The 16,235-nt window shown below is 64.9% G+C and carries 15 protein-coding genes and 1 pseudogene; 7 read left to right on the forward strand and 9 right to left on the reverse strand.

All coding sequences use genetic code 11. The annotated features are described in order from the left end of the window. The first annotated feature begins 12 nt into the window (after positions 1–12). Genes atpD through QUE25_RS14065 form a run of 4 tightly spaced genes read left to right on the forward strand, consistent with a single transcriptional unit; the run spans position 13 to position 3,480 of the window. A complete protein-coding gene (gene atpD / locus QUE25_RS14050; RefSeq protein ID WP_286266077.1) occupies positions 13–1,467 on the forward strand; it encodes a F0F1 ATP synthase subunit beta in 1,455 nt (484 codons plus the stop codon). A 1-nt stretch (position 1,468) separates the two neighbouring features. Continuing rightward, positions 1,469–1,894, forward strand: a complete 426-nt coding sequence (locus tag QUE25_RS14055) for a F0F1 ATP synthase subunit epsilon (protein WP_286266079.1) — start codon at positions 1,469–1,471, stop codon at positions 1,892–1,894. Positions 1,895–1,935: 41 nt separating this feature from the next. After that, positions 1,936–2,400: a DUF2550 domain-containing protein gene (locus QUE25_RS14060; RefSeq protein ID WP_286266081.1), complete on the forward strand. Its 465-nt coding sequence runs from the start codon at positions 1,936–1,938 to the stop codon at positions 2,398–2,400. Between the two features lie 30 nt (positions 2,401–2,430). After that, on the forward strand, positions 2,431–3,480 hold the full coding sequence (locus QUE25_RS14065) for a lipoate--protein ligase family protein (RefSeq protein WP_286266083.1): 1,050 nt from the start codon (positions 2,431–2,433) through the stop codon (positions 3,478–3,480). Here the strand turns inward: QUE25_RS14065 and QUE25_RS14070 are convergent. Beyond that, positions 3,465–4,094, reverse strand: a complete 630-nt coding sequence (locus QUE25_RS14070) for a cob(I)yrinic acid a,c-diamide adenosyltransferase (protein ID WP_286266085.1) — start codon at positions 4,092–4,094, stop codon at positions 3,465–3,467. The genes QUE25_RS14065 and QUE25_RS14070 overlap by 16 nt on opposite strands. Before the next feature lie 45 nt (positions 4,095–4,139). Between QUE25_RS14070 and QUE25_RS14075 the strand changes: the two genes are divergently transcribed. Then, positions 4,140–4,880: a peptidylprolyl isomerase gene (locus tag QUE25_RS14075; protein WP_286266087.1), complete on the forward strand. Its 741-nt coding sequence runs from the start codon at positions 4,140–4,142 to the stop codon at positions 4,878–4,880. Here QUE25_RS14075 and QUE25_RS14080 read toward each other — a convergent pair. Together QUE25_RS14080 and QUE25_RS14085 are read right to left on the reverse strand one after the other, a co-directional pair. After that, a complete protein-coding gene (locus tag QUE25_RS14080) occupies positions 4,867–5,655 on the reverse strand; it encodes an alpha/beta fold hydrolase (RefSeq protein WP_286266089.1) in 789 nt (262 codons plus the stop codon). The two genes, QUE25_RS14075 and QUE25_RS14080, sit on opposite strands and share 14 nt — an antisense overlap. A 2-nt stretch (positions 5,656–5,657) precedes the next feature. Further along, entirely contained in the window at positions 5,658–5,933 is a 276-nt protein-coding gene (locus QUE25_RS14085) for a hypothetical protein (RefSeq protein ID WP_286266091.1), read from the reverse strand. Between the two features lie 140 nt (positions 5,934–6,073). Between QUE25_RS14085 and nucS the strand changes: the two genes are divergently transcribed. Beyond that, positions 6,074–6,787, forward strand: coding sequence for an endonuclease NucS (gene nucS, locus QUE25_RS14090; RefSeq protein WP_286268587.1), 714 nt, complete (start codon positions 6,074–6,076; stop codon positions 6,785–6,787). Positions 6,788–7,863: 1,076 nt separating this feature from the next. On the opposite strand, the pseudogene QUE25_RS14945 reads toward nucS, so the two are convergent. The 3 genes and pseudogenes from QUE25_RS14945 to pgm form a co-directional block, all read right to left on the reverse strand. Beyond that, a pseudogene (locus tag QUE25_RS14945) lies at positions 7,864–8,293 on the reverse strand (DivIVA domain-containing protein); the annotation flags it as partial. Positions 8,294–8,385: 92 nt separating this feature from the next. Beyond that, a complete protein-coding gene (gene mce / locus QUE25_RS14100) occupies positions 8,386–8,829 on the reverse strand; it encodes a methylmalonyl-CoA epimerase (protein WP_286266095.1) in 444 nt (147 codons plus the stop codon). 55 nt (positions 8,830–8,884) lie between these two features. Then, positions 8,885–10,519: a phosphoglucomutase (alpha-D-glucose-1,6-bisphosphate-dependent) gene (pgm, locus tag QUE25_RS14105; protein WP_286266097.1), complete on the reverse strand. Its 1,635-nt coding sequence runs from the start codon at positions 10,517–10,519 to the stop codon at positions 8,885–8,887. Between the two features lie 74 nt (positions 10,520–10,593). On the opposite strand from pgm, the gene QUE25_RS14110 reads away from it, so the two are divergent. After that, positions 10,594–11,508 carry a co-chaperone YbbN gene (locus QUE25_RS14110; RefSeq protein WP_286266099.1) on the forward strand — a complete coding sequence of 305 codons (915 nt, stop codon included), beginning with the start codon at positions 10,594–10,596 and terminating at the stop codon, positions 11,506–11,508. A 6-nt stretch (positions 11,509–11,514) separates the two neighbouring features. Here QUE25_RS14110 and QUE25_RS14115 read toward each other — a convergent pair whose 3' ends face one another. Genes QUE25_RS14115 through QUE25_RS14125 form a run of 3 tightly spaced genes read right to left on the reverse strand, consistent with a single transcriptional unit; the run spans position 11,515 to position 16,229 of the window. Next, entirely contained in the window at positions 11,515–12,294 is a 780-nt protein-coding gene (locus QUE25_RS14115; protein WP_286266101.1) for an NUDIX domain-containing protein, read from the reverse strand. Positions 12,295–12,305: 11 nt separating this feature from the next. After that, on the reverse strand, positions 12,306–14,207 hold the full coding sequence (glgB, locus tag QUE25_RS14120) for a 1,4-alpha-glucan branching protein GlgB (RefSeq protein WP_286266103.1): 1,902 nt from the start codon (positions 14,205–14,207) through the stop codon (positions 12,306–12,308). Positions 14,208–14,219: 12 nt separating this feature from the next. After that, positions 14,220–16,229 carry an alpha-1,4-glucan--maltose-1-phosphate maltosyltransferase gene (locus QUE25_RS14125; RefSeq protein WP_286266104.1) on the reverse strand — a complete coding sequence of 670 codons (2,010 nt, stop codon included), beginning with the start codon at positions 16,227–16,229 and terminating at the stop codon, positions 14,220–14,222. Between the last annotated feature and the right edge of the window lie 6 nt (positions 16,230–16,235).

Consider the following 16,235-nt stretch of genomic DNA (forward strand, 5'->3'; position numbering starts at 1 on the left):
AGCGCTGAATCCATGACAGCCACCACTTTCGCCTCCGCCGCGTCGGGCTCGACCACCGGCGACGGCCGTGTCACACGGGTCATCGGCTCGGTCATCGACGTCGAGTTCCCCTCCGATCGCATTCCGGCGATCTACAACGCGCTCACCGTGGACGCCGGGGTCGGCGACCAGCGGCGGCCGATCACCATCGAGGTTCAGCTGCAGATCGGCGACAATCAGGTGCGCTGCATCTCGCTGAAGCCGACCGACGGTGTGCGCCGTGGTCAGCCGGTGCATGACAGTGGCGCCCCGATCAGCGTGCCGGTGGGTGAGGTGACCAAGGGTCACGTCTGGAACGTCACCGGAGAGGTGCTCAACGCCGACCCTGCGACGGTGCAGATCACCGAACGCTGGCCGATCCACCGTGATCCGCCGCCGTTCGACGAACTGGAGCCCGAAACCCAGATGCTGCAGACCGGCATCAAGGTCATCGACCTGCTGACCCCGTACGTGCAGGGCGGCAAGATCGGCCTGTTCGGCGGTGCCGGTGTCGGCAAGACGGTGCTGATCCAGGAGATGATCTTCCGCATCGCGCACAACTTCGGTGGCACCTCGGTGTTCGCGGGCGTGGGTGAGCGTACTCGCGAGGGCAACGACCTGATCTACGAGATGGCCGGCGCCGACGTCCTCAAGGACACCGCCTTGGTCTTCGGCCAGATGGACGAGCCGCCGGGCACCCGCCTGCGCGTCGCGCTCTCGGCGCTGACGATGGCCGAGTACTTCCGCGACGTCGAGAACCAGGACGTGCTGCTGTTCATCGACAACATCTTCCGGTTCACTCAGGCCGGCTCCGAGGTCTCCACGCTGCTGGGCCGGATGCCGTCAGCGGTGGGCTACCAGCCGAACCTGGCCGATGAGATGGGCCAGCTGCAAGAGCGGATCACTTCGACCCGCGGCCACTCGATCACCTCGATGCAGGCGATCTACGTGCCGGCCGACGACTACACCGATCCCGCTCCGGCGACGACCTTCGCGCACCTGGACGCCACCACCGAACTCTCCCGCGCGATCGCGTCACGCGGTATCTACCCGGCCGTGGATCCGCTGACCTCGACGAGCCGCATTCTCGACGCGCAGTACATCGGCCAGGAGCACTACGATGTCGCCACCCAGGTCAAGCAGATTCTGCAGCGCAACAAAGAACTGCAGGACATCATTGCCATTCTGGGCATTGACGAACTGTCCGAAGACGACAAGATCCTGGTGAACCGGGCGCGTCGTATCCAGCAGTTCCTCAGCCAGAACTTCTACGTCGCCGAGAAGTTCACCAGTGTGCCCGGATCGACGGTGCCGGTGGAGGAAACCGTCGCCGGATTCAAGATGATCTGCGAGGGCGAATGCGACGAGATTCCCGAACAGGCCTTCTTCAATGTCGGCGGTATGGACGACGTGAGGGCCAAGTGGGATCAGATGAAGAAAGAGGCCTGAGATGGCCTCCGGCCCACTGAACGTCAAGTTCGTCGCCACCGACGGGCTCGTCTGGCAGGGGGACGCGCTGAGCGTCCTGGTGCGTACCGTCGAGGGCGATATCGGCATTCTGGCCGGTCACGAGCCGTTGATGGCGGTGCTGGTGCCGCACGGTGCCGAGGTCGTCACGGCGGATGGAGTGCGGCACGTCATCGCCATCGATTCGGGGTTCCTGTCCGTATTCGCCAATCACGTCTCCGTGCTGTCGGCCTTCGGTGAGCTGGCCGAGGAGATCTCGGTGGACGAGGCCCGGGTCGAGTTGGCCGCGCTACACGCGAAGGTGCAAGCCGCCGAGGCCGACGAACGCGAGATCCGCCGATACCGCAAGCTGCAGTCTCAGGTCAAGGCTGGCGAGAAGTACCACGAACTGATCAAGCGGAATCCCTAGATGCACCGCGCCGCCATGATCATTTGCGCTAACCTCTGCTCATGAGCGAACCCGAGTGGCTGAATTGGCTGGCCACCGTCGTTCTCGTGACTGGCTTGGGTTATCTGCTGATCGTCTTTGCGCGCCGTGTCTGGCTGAGCCGCCGAGGCGGTCTTTTTGATTGTGGATTGCGTTTGGCCGGCACTGGGCGCTGGCGCTCCGGGCTGGCCCGCTATTCCGGCGAGCGTTTTGAATGGTACTTGCTGTGGCGGGTCTGGCCGAGGCCTTCTCGGGTGTTCGTCCGCGGTGAATGCGAGGTGAATGGGCTCCGCGAGACCAGCAGTGCGGAGGCTAACCTCGGATACGGGTTCTCGACGATCCTGTCGTTGCACGTAACCGCGGCACCGCCCGATAGACCCCAGCAGAATTGGGAGCTTGCGCTCAGTGAGGGTTCGGCGATGGGGCTGGTGAGCTGGCTGGAGTCGGCGCCGCCGGGCCAAGGTGACTACCGGCGGCGGCACGACTGACGGCGCTCGAACCAGTGAGGATGGAGGACCGTGCGCGGCGAGTATGTGGGCAGTGATGGGGTCGCAGTGACCGCTGATCTCGAGATCGCTGACCGGCAGTTGTCCCGGCTCAGTCTGACGGCCCGTTCTGCTGGCGCCGGCGATGCAGGGGAAGAGCGGTTGGCGCCGGTGGTCGCCGCGTTGACGGGTCTGGCCGCCGATGTGGATGTGCGCACGATGACGGGGATCATCGAGAAGGTGTGGCCCGGATCCGCTGGTGGGCTGGCCACCTCGATCGCGATTGCGGTGCGTCGCGCCGCACGGGGAACCACGAGCTGGGGTGACCTGACCTTCGACGTGATCGGCCCGGTGAACCTCCCGGTGGCGACCCATGTCGCACTCGATCAGGTGATCGCCGACGATGTCAGGGCGGGACGCCGCAACCCCACCTTCCGGATCTGGGAGTGGGACGATCCGGCGGTGGTCATCGGTTCGTTTCAATCCGTGCGTAATGAGGTCGATCCCGACAACGCCGCCAAGTACGGCTTCGGGGTAGTGCGGCGTATCTCCGGTGGCGGCGCGATGTTCATGCCGCCCGGCACCTGCATCACCTACTCACTGACGGTTCCGGGCTCCCTCACCGAGGGACTGAGCTTCGAGCAGTCCTACGCGTTCCTGGACGCCTGGGTGCTGGACGCGCTGGCGGCGGTCGGCGTCCGGGCCCGCTATCTGCCGCTGAACGACATTGCATCCGACAAGGGCAAGATCGGTGGAGCAGCGCAGCGGCGGTTCGTCGACGGCACCGTGCTGCATCACGTCACCAGCGCCTATGCGATGGACATGGGGCTGCTGGCGCAGGTGCTGCGGCTGGGCCGGGAGCCGATCAGCAAGAAGGGCACGGCCAGCGCCAACAAATGGGTCGATCCGATGTGCTCGCAGACCACCATGTCGCGCGATCAGGTGATGGCCTCATTCCTGGCGTCCTTCACGTCCCGCTATCGCTGTGTCGAGGCAGGCTACAGCGACGATCAGCTCGGCCGCGCGGCAGAACTGGTGCGCACCAAGTTTGCCGCCGACGAGTGGACCTACCGCGTGCCCTGACGGCCGGGATTCCGCTCCCCACCGGGCAGCCACAGCACATCGGTGACCCCGGCGAGCAGATTGGCTCGTCGGGCCAGGATGAAGAACAGATCGCTGAGCCGGTTCAGGTACTTCAGCGGCAGCGGGCTCAACCCGCCCGAGGCCTCGGTGCTGCCATCCTCGATTCCGTACTGCTCGGCGGCGGCCCAGGCTTGACGTTCTGCCCGGCGGGCCATCGTCCGCAGCAGATGGAATTGGGCGCTGGCGGGCGAACCGCCGGGAAGAATGAACGAATCCAGGTTCGGCAGGTCTTCGTTGAACTGGTCGCACCAGGCCTCGAGCCGGTCGATACTCGGCTGGATGATGCGCAACGGCTCCCACTTCGGATTCGGCGCCACCGGGTTCGACAGGTCGGCACCGAGATCGAAGAGCTCGTTCTGGATGATCCGCAGGGCGCCGCGCGCGTCATCGTCCACGTCGTGATTGGCCAGCAGGACCCCAATGGCAGAATTGAGTTCGTCGACGCTACCGTAGGCTTCAACTCGCGGATCGGTCTTGCGAGCCACCGAGTTGTCGGACAGCCGGGTCTGGCCAGCATCACCAGTGCGGGTATAGATACGTGTGAGGTGGACCATGGCTGAAGCCTACCCGGCAGCAAGCACCCAAGAGGAGACGAGTATATGACGGTGAGCAGACGGGCAGCGGTCTGCGTGGCGGCAGCCGGCGCGATGATGGCCTTGGCGGGCTGCGCCAACCAGCCCGGCCAGACGAGCGGGGCGTCCAGCCCGGCCAGCGCGACTTCGACCGCGACCTCCGCATCGCCATCCGGCGAGCCGACCGGCACGACGGCCGCCAGCGCGCTGAACGCGACGGTCAGCTGCCAGTACGTCGCCGGTGGCCAACGCGCCAAGCCTGTCGATCCGCCGCCCGCCACCGATGTGCCCGCGACGGGGACGCTGACCGTCACTCTCGACATGACGGCCGGTCCGGTGGCGATCACCATGGACCGCGCCAAGGCGCCGTGTACCGTCAACTCGTTCGAGGCACTGGTCAAGCAGGGGTTCTACGACGGCACGAGCTGCCATCGGCTGGTCGACCAGGGCATCTACATCCTGCAGTGCGGTGATCCGACGGGCATCGGGTCCGGCGGTCCGGGCTACCGTTTCGCGGACGAGCTGACCGGCAGCGAGCAGTACACCGCCGGAGTCGTCGCGATGGCCAATGCAGGCCCCGACACCAACGGCTCGCAGTTCTTCATTGTCTGGGCCGATTCGCCGTTGCCGCCCGACTACACCATCTTCGGGACGATCGACGACGACTCTCTTCAGGTCATCACGACGATCGCTTCTCGTGGTGTTTCACAGGATGCCTCGCCGAATCCGATCGCCGAGGCGAAGATCACCCGGGCTAGCTTCGGCTGATGAATTCGCCGATGGCCTGGGCGACCGCCTGGGGCTGATCGGCGTGCAGCCAGTGCCCGGCGTCCGGAATGGTGACGAGATCGGCAGCAGGGAAGTAGTCCCGCATGATCGGCTCGTCGCCGGGCTGAACGTGATCGGAGTTCTCGCCTCGCAGCCACAGCACCGGTCCGTCCCACTGACCGCTGATGGGCGGCCAGTCGATCAGCTTGTCGACCGAGCGCTGCAGAAGCCCGAGATTGGCCAGCCACTGCCAGCCGTCGCCCGACGTGCCGCGATGCAGGTTCTGCAGCAAGAAGGCCCGGACGGCGGTATTGGGGATCTTCTCGGCGAGCGCATCGTCGGCGTCCTTGCGGGAACCGAGCCGGTCGAGGTCGAGGCTGAGAAGTGAGTCGATGAGGTACTGGAAATCGTCATTGCCGCTTCGGGCGACCGGCGACATGTCGGCGACGACAAGCCTGCTCAGCAGTTCCGGATGACGCAGCGCGAGGCGCATCGCGACTTTGCCGCCCATCGAGTGACCAACGAGGGTGATCGGGGCTTCCTGTGCACCTCGGGCCCGCAATTCGTCGGCGACCAGATCGGCGAACAGGTCGAAATCGAAGCTGTCGGTCCATGGCGAGCGGCCGTGGTTGGGCAGGTCGAGCAGCACGCTGGTCGTCTGATCGGCAAGTAGCTTCGCGACATTGCCGAAGTTCCTGCCCTGACCGAAGACACCGTGCGCAAAGACCAGCTGGACCGGGCCGTGGCCCATCTCGATGGCATTCAGGCGTGTCATCGTCATCTTCTCCGTTCCCAGCAGTAGCTGTGAAAATGGCGGCGGTAGTCGACTCCCGAGGTCGACCCGATCGGGGGAGTGTGCGGCCAAGCCACGATGTGCGGGGTGCCGGGCGGGATGGGATTGCCGCATTCGGGGCAGCTGTAAGTCTTCGTCGCGTTCTCAGCACGGATCTGGCGCGTCACCCACAGTCCGTCGGCCTTGGACGCCGAGGTGTTGAAGGTATCCAGCCTCAATGGGCGGGGCGCACGAGTGTGTTTGCTGCGACGTTTGGCCACTCGCTCACCTTAGCGCGGCGCGGCCCGTGCTCCTGCGCCCCGAATCGGACCCCGCGCCCGATATATCGGGCGCATCTTCGGATTCGGGGCGCGGGAACGGGGGGAGGCGGGGGAGCGACGGGTGGGGTACGGTGGACGCCGTGCGTGTGGTGATCGCGGAATGCCAGGTGGATTATGGCGGCCGGTTGACGGCTCATCTACCGATGGCGCGCAGGTTGATCGTGGTGAAGGCGGACGGATCGGTTTCGGTGCATGCCGACGACCGCGCCTACAAGCCGTTGAACTGGATGAGCCCACCCTGCACCACGACGATCACTCCCGCTGCCCAGGCCGATCTGGGTGCGACGACCGCCGACATCGATCCGCGCGTACGCGAGGTGTGGATGATCCGCTCCAAGAGCGGCGATTTCCTGCAGATCAGCGTCGGGGAGATCGAGTTGGACTACACCACCGAGTTGGGCATCGATCCGGGCCTTCGCAAGGACGGGGTGGAAGCCCACCTGCAGGCGTTGCTGGCCGAGAACCCGGCGACCTTTGGTGAAGGCTGGAGCGTCGTGCAACGCGAGTACATGACCGCGATCGGCCCGGTCGATCTGCTCTGCCGGGACGAACTCGGCTGCTATGTGGCGGTCGAGGTGAAACGCCGCGGCGAGATCGACGGCGTGGAGCAGCTCACGCGCTATCTCGATCTGATGAATCGCGATCCACTGCTGGGCGAGGTGCGCGGAGTTTTCGCAGCCCAACAGATCAAGCCGCAGGCGCGCACGCTGGCAACCGATCGCGGCATCTCGTGCCTGGTGGTCGACTACGACGCGCTGCGCGGATTGGACCACGCGGAGGACCGGCTTTTCTGAAGGCGGTCAGCCCTTCTTGATTACCTTCGTGGGTTCGGCGCTCTCGGCAGGAATGATGGCGGTGGTGTTCGCTCCAGCGGACTCGTCCTCGTCACCGGTGACCTCGGGGATCACCGCGGTCGCGGAGGCGTCCTGGTCGGTGCGGATCACCGTGGTGGGCTCGTTGGGTTGTCCGACCGGCTGCTCGGGGGCCTGAGACAGCCACTGCTGGTTGGAGTCCGAGTCCTCGTCCTGAGCGCTCTCGGCCTCGGCTGCCACCGCGGCGAACGGATCAGCATTCGGGTACTCATTGGTGGCGTCCAAGGCCATCTGCCGCAGGTTGGCCATCTGAGCAATGATCGAGTCCTTGCGCTGCAGCAGGACCGCGATCTCGCGCTCCAGCTGCTCCTTGCGCCAGGCGAACTGCTCTTCGAGCCGGTCCTTCATCATGGTGGCCTGTCGATGGGACGCAGCGATCTGGCTTTCCGCCTCGGTTGCCGCATTGGCGCGCAGGCTTTCTGCGGCAGCCATGGCATCCGCGCGGATCTTGCCCGCCTGGCTGCCGGCCTCGGCGACCTCTGCGGTTGCCTTGGCGTGCTGCTCGTTAGCGTCCGCCATCAGTGCGGCCACCTTCTCTGCGACTGCCTTCGCCTCAGCGTTTGCCGAACCGATCTGGGCCTGCGCCTCGTCATGGCTGGTCTGCTTGATCTCGTCGGCCTCTGCTCGTGCCTTGCGCAGCAACTCGTCGGACTCGGTCTTTGCATGATTCAGGAGTCGCTCGGATTCGGCCTTGGCGTTGTGCAGCAGCTTGTCGGATTCGGTCCTGGCATCGTGCAGCAGCTTGTCGGATTCGGCCTTGGCGTTGCGCAGCAGTTCGTCGGATTCGCTCCGGGCCTTGGCGCGCGTCTCCTCGGCATCGCGGGCCGCCTGTTCGGACAGCTGACGGGCGGTCATGATGGCCTGAGACTTGGCCAGGGCGCTGTTGTGCGATGCCTCGTCGATCAACCCCTTGGCCTGGGTTTTGGCGGCCTCGATGGACGCCTGGCAATCGCGCTGGGTGGCCTCGCGAGCCTGGGAGATTTCGGTGTCCAGCTGCTCACGCATGTCCCGCAAGTTGCTGAGCGTCTCGACGCGGATGTCGTCGGCTTCGGTCTGCGCGGCGGCTCGCAGGTCGGCAGCGACTCGGCGACCTTCTTCCTTGATGCGCTCTGCCTCGGTGGCCGCTTTGCTGATCAGGTCGGAGGCCTGGGCCTCGGCGGCCCGCAGCATCTGGGTAGCGTGCGAGCCCAGCCTGGTGAAATCGCTGTCGCCGTGCTCGCGCTGGGCCGCGGCGACCTCGGCGCGTAGATGGCGGGTGAGCTGGCGCAGCGTGGAGACCTGCTGCTCAATGTCGCGAACATAGTTGTCCACGGTCGGACGGTCGTAGCCCAACATCGCGTGTGGGAAACTGCCAGCGGCGCTGGCCCTGTCATCGAACAGATTGAGGCCCGTGTCCTCGGTGTATTCCTCGTCAGCAGTGTTGGTCATCGCGATCTCCTCACGTCCCCATCGAGGTTAGCAAGAACGTCTGTGGGGTGCCCTTTCGGACACCCCACGGACACTCAACCAAAAGCGATCGGTCAGTGACCGGTACCCGGCTGGACGATCTCGATCAGCACGCCCTTGCCCGACTTCGGGTGCATGAAGTTGATCTTCGAGCCGCCGGTACCGATGCGGGGCTCGTCGTAGAGCAGCCTGACGCCGCGCTCACGCAACGTCGCCGAGACGGCGTCGATGTCGGCAACGCGCCATGCCATGTGGTGCAGGCCGGGGCGGTTCTTCTCGAGCCACTTGGCCGTGGTGGCGTCCGGACGGGTCGGCTGAATGAGCTGAACCTGGGTCATGTGCTCGGTCAGCTCAGCAGCGGGAGCGACCATGATCTCGAAGACACCTTGTTCTTCATTGACTTCGCGGTGCAGTTCATGCCAGCCAAGAACCTCGGTGTAGTACTTGACGGCATCTTCGTTGTCCGGGCCGACGTAGGCGACATGATCGATACAAACGAACAGATCAGAGTTTTCCATGCGCTGATTCTTTCATAGTGAGTTGTGGACGATACATCTGGGTTGGGCCTGCCGGTCAGCCCTCGAGGGCCTCCGAAACCACCTGTTTGGCGGCATCCTGGATCGCCGCGAGGTGCTCCGCGCTGCGGAAACTCTCGGCATAGATCTTGTACTTGTCCTCGGTACCCGACGGGCGGGCCGCGAACCAGCCGGAGTCGGTGGTCACCTTGATGCCGCCGATGGCTGCGTTGTTGCCCGGAGCATGCGAGTAGACGTGGGTGATCGGATCACCGGCCAGTTCCGCGGCCTTGATGTCGTCGGGCGCCAGCGCCTTGAGACGGGCCTTCTGCTCGCGGTTGGCCTCGGCGTCGATGCGTGCGTAGAAGTACGTGCCGAACTGATCGACGAGCCTGTCGTAGTGCTGCGACGGTGTCTTGCCGGTCTTGGCGGTGATCTCGCTGGCCAGCAGATCGAGAATCAGGCCGTCCTTGTCGGTCGTCCACGTCGAGCCGTCGAATTCGAGGAAGGAGGCTCCCGCGGACTCTTCGCCGCCGAATCCGAGCTCGCCCGAGATCAGGCCGGGAACGAACCACTTGAAGCCGACCGGCACCTCGATCAGTGTGCGTCCGAGGAGATTGGCGACGTTGTCGATCATCGAGCTGGAGACCAGGGTCTTGCCGATCGCGGTACTCGCGGGCCAGCCCGGGCGGTTGCCGAACAGGTACTGAATGGCCACCGCCAGGTAGTGGTTCGGGTTCATCAGGCCGGCGTCGGGAGTGACGATGCCGTGCCGGTCGGAGTCCGCATCATTGCCGGTCGAGATGTCGTAGGCGTTGCGGTTGGCCACCAGGGACGCCATCGCGTTCGGCGAGGAGCAGTCCATCCGGATCTTGCCATCGGTGTCGAGTGTCATGAAGTACCAGGTCGGGTCGATGACCTTGTTCACGACGGTCAGATTGGGCAGCAGGTTCTCCGAGATGTACTCCCAGTACTGCGCCGAGGCGCCGCCCATCGGGTCGGCACCAATCCGCAGCCCGGACGTCCTGATCGCCTCCATGTCGACGACCAGGGCCAGCTCGGTGCAGTACGGGGTGCGGTAGTCGAAGCGGACGACCTTGCCGGCGGCCTGTTCGTAGGGCACCCGGGCGATCGTCCGGAAGTCGGCCAGCAGTTCGTTGGCACGGTCGGCGATCCAGCCGGTGGCATCGGTGTCAGCGGGGCCACCATTGGGCGGGTTGTACTTGAAGCCGCCATCGCGTGGGGGATTGTGCGACGGGGTGACGACGATGCCGTCGGCCTGGGGCCCACCGGCATGCTCGCGGTTGTAGCGGATGATCGCTCGCGACACGGCGGGGGTCGGAGTGTACTCGTCCTCGCGCTCGGCGAGTACCTCGATGCCTTGGGCGACCAGCACCTCGATGGCGGTCTTCCAGGCAGGCAGCGAAAGCCCGTGGGTGTCCTTGCCGATGAACAGGGGACCCGTGGTGCCCTGACCGGCGCGGTACTCGATGATTGCTTGGGTGATGGACGCGATATGCGCTTCGTTGAACGCAGTATCGAGACTTGACCCACGATGACCGGAGGTCCCGAAGGAGACCATCTGGTCGGGGTTGGTGGGATCAGGCACTTTGTCGTAATAGGCGCCGAGAACTTCATCGATATTGATCAAGTCCGAGGGGTCGGCCAGTTGGCCTGCACGTGGATGAGCCATGAGACTATCTTGCCGCCTCGGCGCAGGTTTCGTAGCGGTTCGTGGGCACTGTTCGACGGTGGAAGAATAGGCCCATGAACGCTGATCAGAGTTTTTCGCGTCCCGGAGCCATTGACCTGTCCTCCCTGACTGCCTCCGCGGCCACTCAGCCGCCCGCCAGTGCCGGCGGAAGCTACGTGCTCGAGGTGACCGAGGCGGTCTTCGAACAGGTGGCGCAGCAGTCGATGCAGTACCCGGTGATCCTGGTCTTCGTCTCGGGCGGCGACCGGTCCAGTCAGCAAGTAGCCACAGATCTTGCCGAGCTCGTCAATGGTCTTGGCGGACGCATGGTGCTGGGCGTGGTCGACGTTGCCGCCCAGGCGCGCATCGCGCAGGCCCTTGGTGTGCAGGCCGTGCCGACAGCGGTCGCGCTGATCGGTGGCCAGCTGGCCCCGCTGTTCCAGGGCACCCGCGACAAGGCCGACATCAAGGCGTTGCTCGACCAGGTCGCCCAGATCGCCGTCGCCAACGGACTCACCGGACGTGCTCAGCCGCAGGCGGCCGCCCCCGCACCCGAACAGACCAATGGTGAGCCGGCCGTCGACCCGCGCTTCGCGGCCGCCGACGAGGCCCTGCAGGCCGGTGATTTCGCGAAGGCCGTCCAGGAGTTCGACAAGCTGCTGAAGGCCAATCCCCGCGACAGTGAGGCACAGGCCGGACGCGCCCAGGCGTCGTTGTTACTGCGCACTGCCGAAGTGGACCCGGCTGCCATCGCGAAGGCGGACGCGGCTCCTGACGATATCGACCTGCAACTGGCCGCCGCCGATCTGGAGCTGGTCACCGGCCATGCCGAGCAGGCGTTCACGCGGCTGGTGAATCTGGTGCGCCGCACCTCGGGCGACGAGCGCGAGCAGGTACGCGTCCGTTTGGTGGAGCTGTTCGAGACCGCCGATCCGGCCGATCCAGCCGTTACGAAGGCCCGCCGGGCGCTGTCGATGGCGCTCTTCTGATCCCTGCTAGTCGAGTTCCCGGCCGTCCTCGGTGTAGATAGTTGTCGGCCCGGCCAGCAGCCGGTGCAGCCGCCGGGCCGACAACGAATAGATGTGTGCGTCCATCTCGTCCTCGAAGACCCAACGAAAGGCGCGGATCTCGGTCTCGGGCAGCTGCATCCGGGCGATGGTCGCCTGGTCCAGCACTCCGCCGTCGAAGATGAACTCGACGGCGTCGTCCCAGCCGAGATAGGGCGGCATCCAGTCGACGACCAGGGGCTGGTTGAGCCGCACATGAATCCCGAGCTCTTCGAGCACCTCGCGTTCGGCACCCACCCGGGGTGGTTCATTCGGCTCCACGACGCCGCCGGGCAGCTCCCAATCGTCCTTGTAGGTGGTTTCGACCAGCAGGATGCGCCCGGCCTCATCGCGGAACAGCACATGCCCGATGATGCGGTGAGTGGGCAGCACCGTGTTCATCACGCCGCTGAAGCCGTCCGGCCCGTAGACCTGATCGATGGCCAGCCTGGCGTAGACCAGCACATCGCGCCAGCTACCATCGGGCCCGCGCACCGCCTTGCGACGGCGTCCCTCGCGACGAAAACGCGCACGATGCAGCGCGCGCATGGCCATCTGATCATCGGCCGGTATCTGCACTTCCAGGCGGTCGACCCCGCGTCCGATCAATGCGTCGTCGGCGGCCAGGCTGACCCCGCGATCCAAGGTCGCCTGATCAGTCTGGCCCGCCCACTCGAGGATGCCGATGCCGTCGTTGACGGTCAGCTTGATCTCGAACGCGTCATCCAACGGGTCAGGCCTCAGCCTTCATAGCGCAGCCACACGCCGCCCATCGGTGGCACCGACACCGTCGCGCTCGCCCAAGCGTCCGGATCGTCGGTCTCCGACGGCACCGCGATGACCGGCTCGACGTTCTCGTAGAGGCCGGTGCCATCAAACTCGACGGCATCGGTGCTGAGGATCTGGCGCCAGGCACCTGCCTTCGGCAAGAAGACCGAGTACTCCGGGTAGGGCTCCGACGAGAAGTTCGCGAGGCAGGCGATGATCTCGCCGTCACGGTCCAGCCGCACATAGCTGTAGGTGTTGTGAGCGGCATCGTTGGCGTTCATCCAGCGGAAGCCTTCGGGCTCGCAATCCAACTGGTGCAAGGCCGGATGAATCGCCTGCAGCTCGTTCATGGTCCGGATGAGCTGACGCACGCCGTTGTGACCCGGCAGCGAGTCGACCCACCACTCCAGGCCCTCCTGCTCGTTCCATTCCGCCCGTTCGGCGAACTCCTGACCCATGAACAGCAGCTGCTTGCCGGGGAAGCTCCACATGAACGAGTAGAAGGTGCGCAGCGTGGCGAACTTGCGCCAGTCGTCCTGCGGGATCTTGTTGAGCATCGATCCCTTGCCGTGCACGACCTCGTCATGGCTGATCGGCAGGATGAAGTTCTCGGAGTAGGCGTAGACCATTGCGAACGTCATGTCATTGTGGTGGTACTGCCGGTAGATCGGATCGAGGCTCAGATAGCGCAGCGAGTCGTTCATCCAGCCCATGTTCCACTTGAAACCGAAGCCCAGACCGCCCCAGTTCGTGGGTTTGGTGACCCCACCGAAGCTCGTCGATTCCTCGGCGATCATGACCACACCGGGGGTGCGCGCGTACAGATGCTTGTTCACATAGCGCAGCAGGTCGATCGCGTCGAGATTCTCGCGGCCGCCGTACTTGTTGGGCACCCACTCGCCCTCCGCACGCGAGTAGTCGAGGTAGAGCATGGACGCCACCGCGTCCACCCGCAGCGCATCCGCGTGGAACTGCTGCACCCAGTACAAGGCGTTGGAGACCAGGAAACACTTGACCTCGTTGCGCCCGAAATTGAAGACGTAGGTTCCCCAGTCGGGCTGCTCGCCCTGACGCGGGTCGGCATGCTCGTAGAGTGCGGTGCCGTCGAAGCGGCCGAGGGCCCAGTCGTCCTTGGGGAAGTGACCGGGCACCCAGTCGAGGATGACCCCGATGCCCTCGGCGTGCAGCGCCTCCACTAGGACGCGGAAGTCGTCCGGGGTGCCCAGCCGGGCATCAGGCGCGAAGTAGCCGGTGACCTGGTAGCCCCAGCTGCCGGTGAACGGATGCGACATCACGGGCATGAACTCGACGTGGGTGTAACCCTGCCACTTGACGTAGGCGGGCAGCTGCTCGGCGAGCTCGAGATAGGTCAGGCCCTTGCGCCAGCTACCCAGATGCAACTCGTAGATGCTCATCTGGGATTCATAGACGTTGGTCTGCGAGCGCTTGTCGAGCCATTCCTGCTCGCTGGCGCCCCACTCGTAGTCGGACTCCCAGACGATGGATGCATTGCCCGGAGGAGTGTCGGCGAAGCGGGCGTAGGGGTCCACCTTCTCCTGCCAGGAACCGTCGCCGTGCTGGATCTTGTACTTGTACTGCGTTCCGACTCCGACGCCTTCCTTCCAGGTCGCCCAGACCCCGGTGCCGGGGACGAACTCCATGTCGTCGCCCTGCCACCAGTTGAAGTCGCCCATCACCTGGACGCGCCGGGCGTTGGGCGCCCAGACGGCGAAGCGGGTGCCCGTAAGGTCGCCGCGCTCGTCATCGTGCACTGTGACCACATGGCTGCCGAGTCTGCGCCAGGCTTCGGTGTCGCCACCGCTGTGAAAACCTTCGAGATCCCAACCGGTCAGATTGCCGAACTTGTCGTGCATGTCTTCCTGCTTTCAGTGATGCGCGCGGACGGTGAGAATGTGGGCCGGACGGGCGGGGTCCAGGAGAACGAAGTTGCGGGTTCCCCAGACGAAGTCTGCTCCGGTCAGTTCGTCATGGACATCGAAGGTCTCGGCTGCGATGCCGAGGTCCTTGAGGTCCACAGTTACTTCGCCGCTCACCGTCTCATGAGGGTTAAGGCTGCAAACTACGATAACGGTGTCGTCACCGTCATTCTTTGCAAAGGCGAAGATCTCGTCTGAAGTCGTCTTGAGCACGGTAGTGCGGCGGAGTTGCTGCAGCGCCGGGTGCTCACGACGGATTTCGTTCAGCCGGCGCATCAATTCATTGAGGTTCGGCTTGGCATTGAAATCGCGCGGGCGATACTCGTACTTCTCGGAGTTCAGGTACTCTTCCCCGCCGGGCTTCAGGGGCTCGAATTCGAACTGCTCGAAGCCCTGGTAGATGCCCCACAGCGGACTCATCATGGACGCCAGGATCATTCGGATCGCAAAGGCGGCGGGCGCGCCCGAACGCACCGACAGCGGGTTGATGTCGGGGGTGTTGACGAAGAAGTTCGGACGCATGAAGTCGGCGGTCTCGGTAGCCAGTTCCATCAGATAGGCGCCGAGGTCCTGCTTCGTGAAGCGCCAGGTGAAGTATGTGTAGCTCATGTGGAAGCCGGCTTTGCCCAGGGTCTGCATGACCTCGGGGCGACTGAACGCCTCGGCGAGGAAGATCACCTCAGGATGCGTCTGGTGCACCTGCGTGGTCAGCCAGTCCCAGAATTCCAGTGGTTTGGTGTGCGGGTTGTCCACACGGAAGATCGTCACTCCGTGATCGACCCAGTACTCGATCAGTCGCAGCGCCTCGTGGTACATGCCATCGGGGTCGTTGTCGAAGTTGATGGGATAAATGTCCTGGTACTTCTTCGGCGGGTTCTCGGCGTAGGCGATCGTGCCGTCCAGTCGCGTGGTGAACCATTCCGGATGCTCGGTGACCCAGGGATGGTCGGGGGAGGCCTGCAGCGCGAAGTCGAGAGCTACCTCCAGCCCGAGGGAATGGGCCTTCGCCACGAATGCGTCGAAGTCCTCGATGGTGCCCAGGTCCGGATGGATCGCGTCATGGCCGCCTTCCGGACCGCCGACCGCCCAGGGGGATCCCGGATCATCCGGACCCGCCACCAGGGAGTTGTTGGGGCCCTTGCGGAACTGACGGCCGACCGGATGGATCGGGGGGACATAGGCCACGTCGAAGCCCATCTCGGCGATGTGCTCGAGCATCGGGTAGCAGTCGTTGAACGTGCCGGATCGCCATTGCCCGGTCTGCGGATCGCGGGTCGCACCCTGGGAACGCGGGAAGAACTCGTACCAACTGGCGTACAAGGCCCGTTTGCGGTCGACCTGGATGGGGTAGTCGACCGTCGGGGTCGTCAGCCGGCGACGGCCGAAGCGCGTCATGGCAGCGTCCAGATCGGTGGCCATCGCGACCCGGTGCAACTCGGCGAACGGCCTGCTCGGCTTGAGGCCGGCATCGGCAGCCTCGATGACGACGGCCTCGGCGTCGGCGCCTGCCGACCGCGCGCGGCTGAGCGCGTCCACGAACAGATCGTGACCTTCGGCACAGACCAGTTCGAGATCCATGCCGGCGGCGAGCTTGATGTCTGCGTTGTGATGCCAGGTGTGCCAGTCGTCGGCCCAGGCCTCGATGCGGAAGGTCCAGTCCCCGGTGGTATCCAGACGCACCCAGGCCTGCCAGATGTCCAGGCCCTCCGGCCAGATCTGAACCATGTCGACGTGCGATTGCTGACCGTCGGGGGCCGTCAGCACCACGGTGGCGCCGACCTTGTCATGGCCCTCGCGATAGATGCGTGCGGAAATCGGGAACTGTTCGCCTTCGACCGCCTTGGCCGGGTAGGCGCCGTGTTCGATGACCGGGGCTACCTTCCCGATCGGTAAACGCCCGAACTTGAATTGGTCAAATCGGGTCGTGGGCGAGGGGCATACGTTGTCGAGGTCACTCACGTGTGC

The sequence above is a fragment of the Brooklawnia propionicigenes genome (assembly GCF_030297015.1).
GTDB classification, from domain to species: Bacteria; Actinomycetota; Actinomycetes; order Propionibacteriales; family Propionibacteriaceae; genus Brooklawnia; species Brooklawnia propionicigenes.

Bases quoted from the DNA above. Each gene is read 5' to 3' on its own strand.
- QUE25_RS14060 (WP_286266081.1), top strand. From the start codon at position 1,936: ATGAGCGAACCCGAGTGGCTGAATTGGCTGGCCACCGTCGTTCTCGTG.
- glgB (WP_286266103.1), bottom strand. From the start codon at position 14,207: ATGCACGACAAGTTCGGCAATCTGACCGGTTGGGATCTCGAAGGTTTT.
- atpD (WP_286266077.1), top strand. From the start codon at position 13: ATGACAGCCACCACTTTCGCCTCCGCCGCGTCGGGCTCGACCACCGGC.
- QUE25_RS14075 (WP_286266087.1), top strand. From the start codon at position 4,140: ATGACGGTGAGCAGACGGGCAGCGGTCTGCGTGGCGGCAGCCGGCGCG.
- QUE25_RS14110 (WP_286266099.1), top strand. From the start codon at position 10,594: ATGAACGCTGATCAGAGTTTTTCGCGTCCCGGAGCCATTGACCTGTCC.
- mce (WP_286266095.1), bottom strand. From the start codon at position 8,829: ATGGAAAACTCTGATCTGTTCGTTTGTATCGATCATGTCGCCTACGTC.
- pgm (WP_286266097.1), bottom strand. From the start codon at position 10,519: ATGGCTCATCCACGTGCAGGCCAACTGGCCGACCCCTCGGACTTGATC.
- QUE25_RS14070 (WP_286266085.1), bottom strand. From the start codon at position 4,094: ATGGTCCACCTCACACGTATCTATACCCGCACTGGTGATGCTGGCCAG.
- QUE25_RS14055 (WP_286266079.1), top strand. From the start codon at position 1,469: ATGGCCTCCGGCCCACTGAACGTCAAGTTCGTCGCCACCGACGGGCTC.
- QUE25_RS14080 (WP_286266089.1), bottom strand. From the start codon at position 5,655: ATGACACGCCTGAATGCCATCGAGATGGGCCACGGCCCGGTCCAGCTG.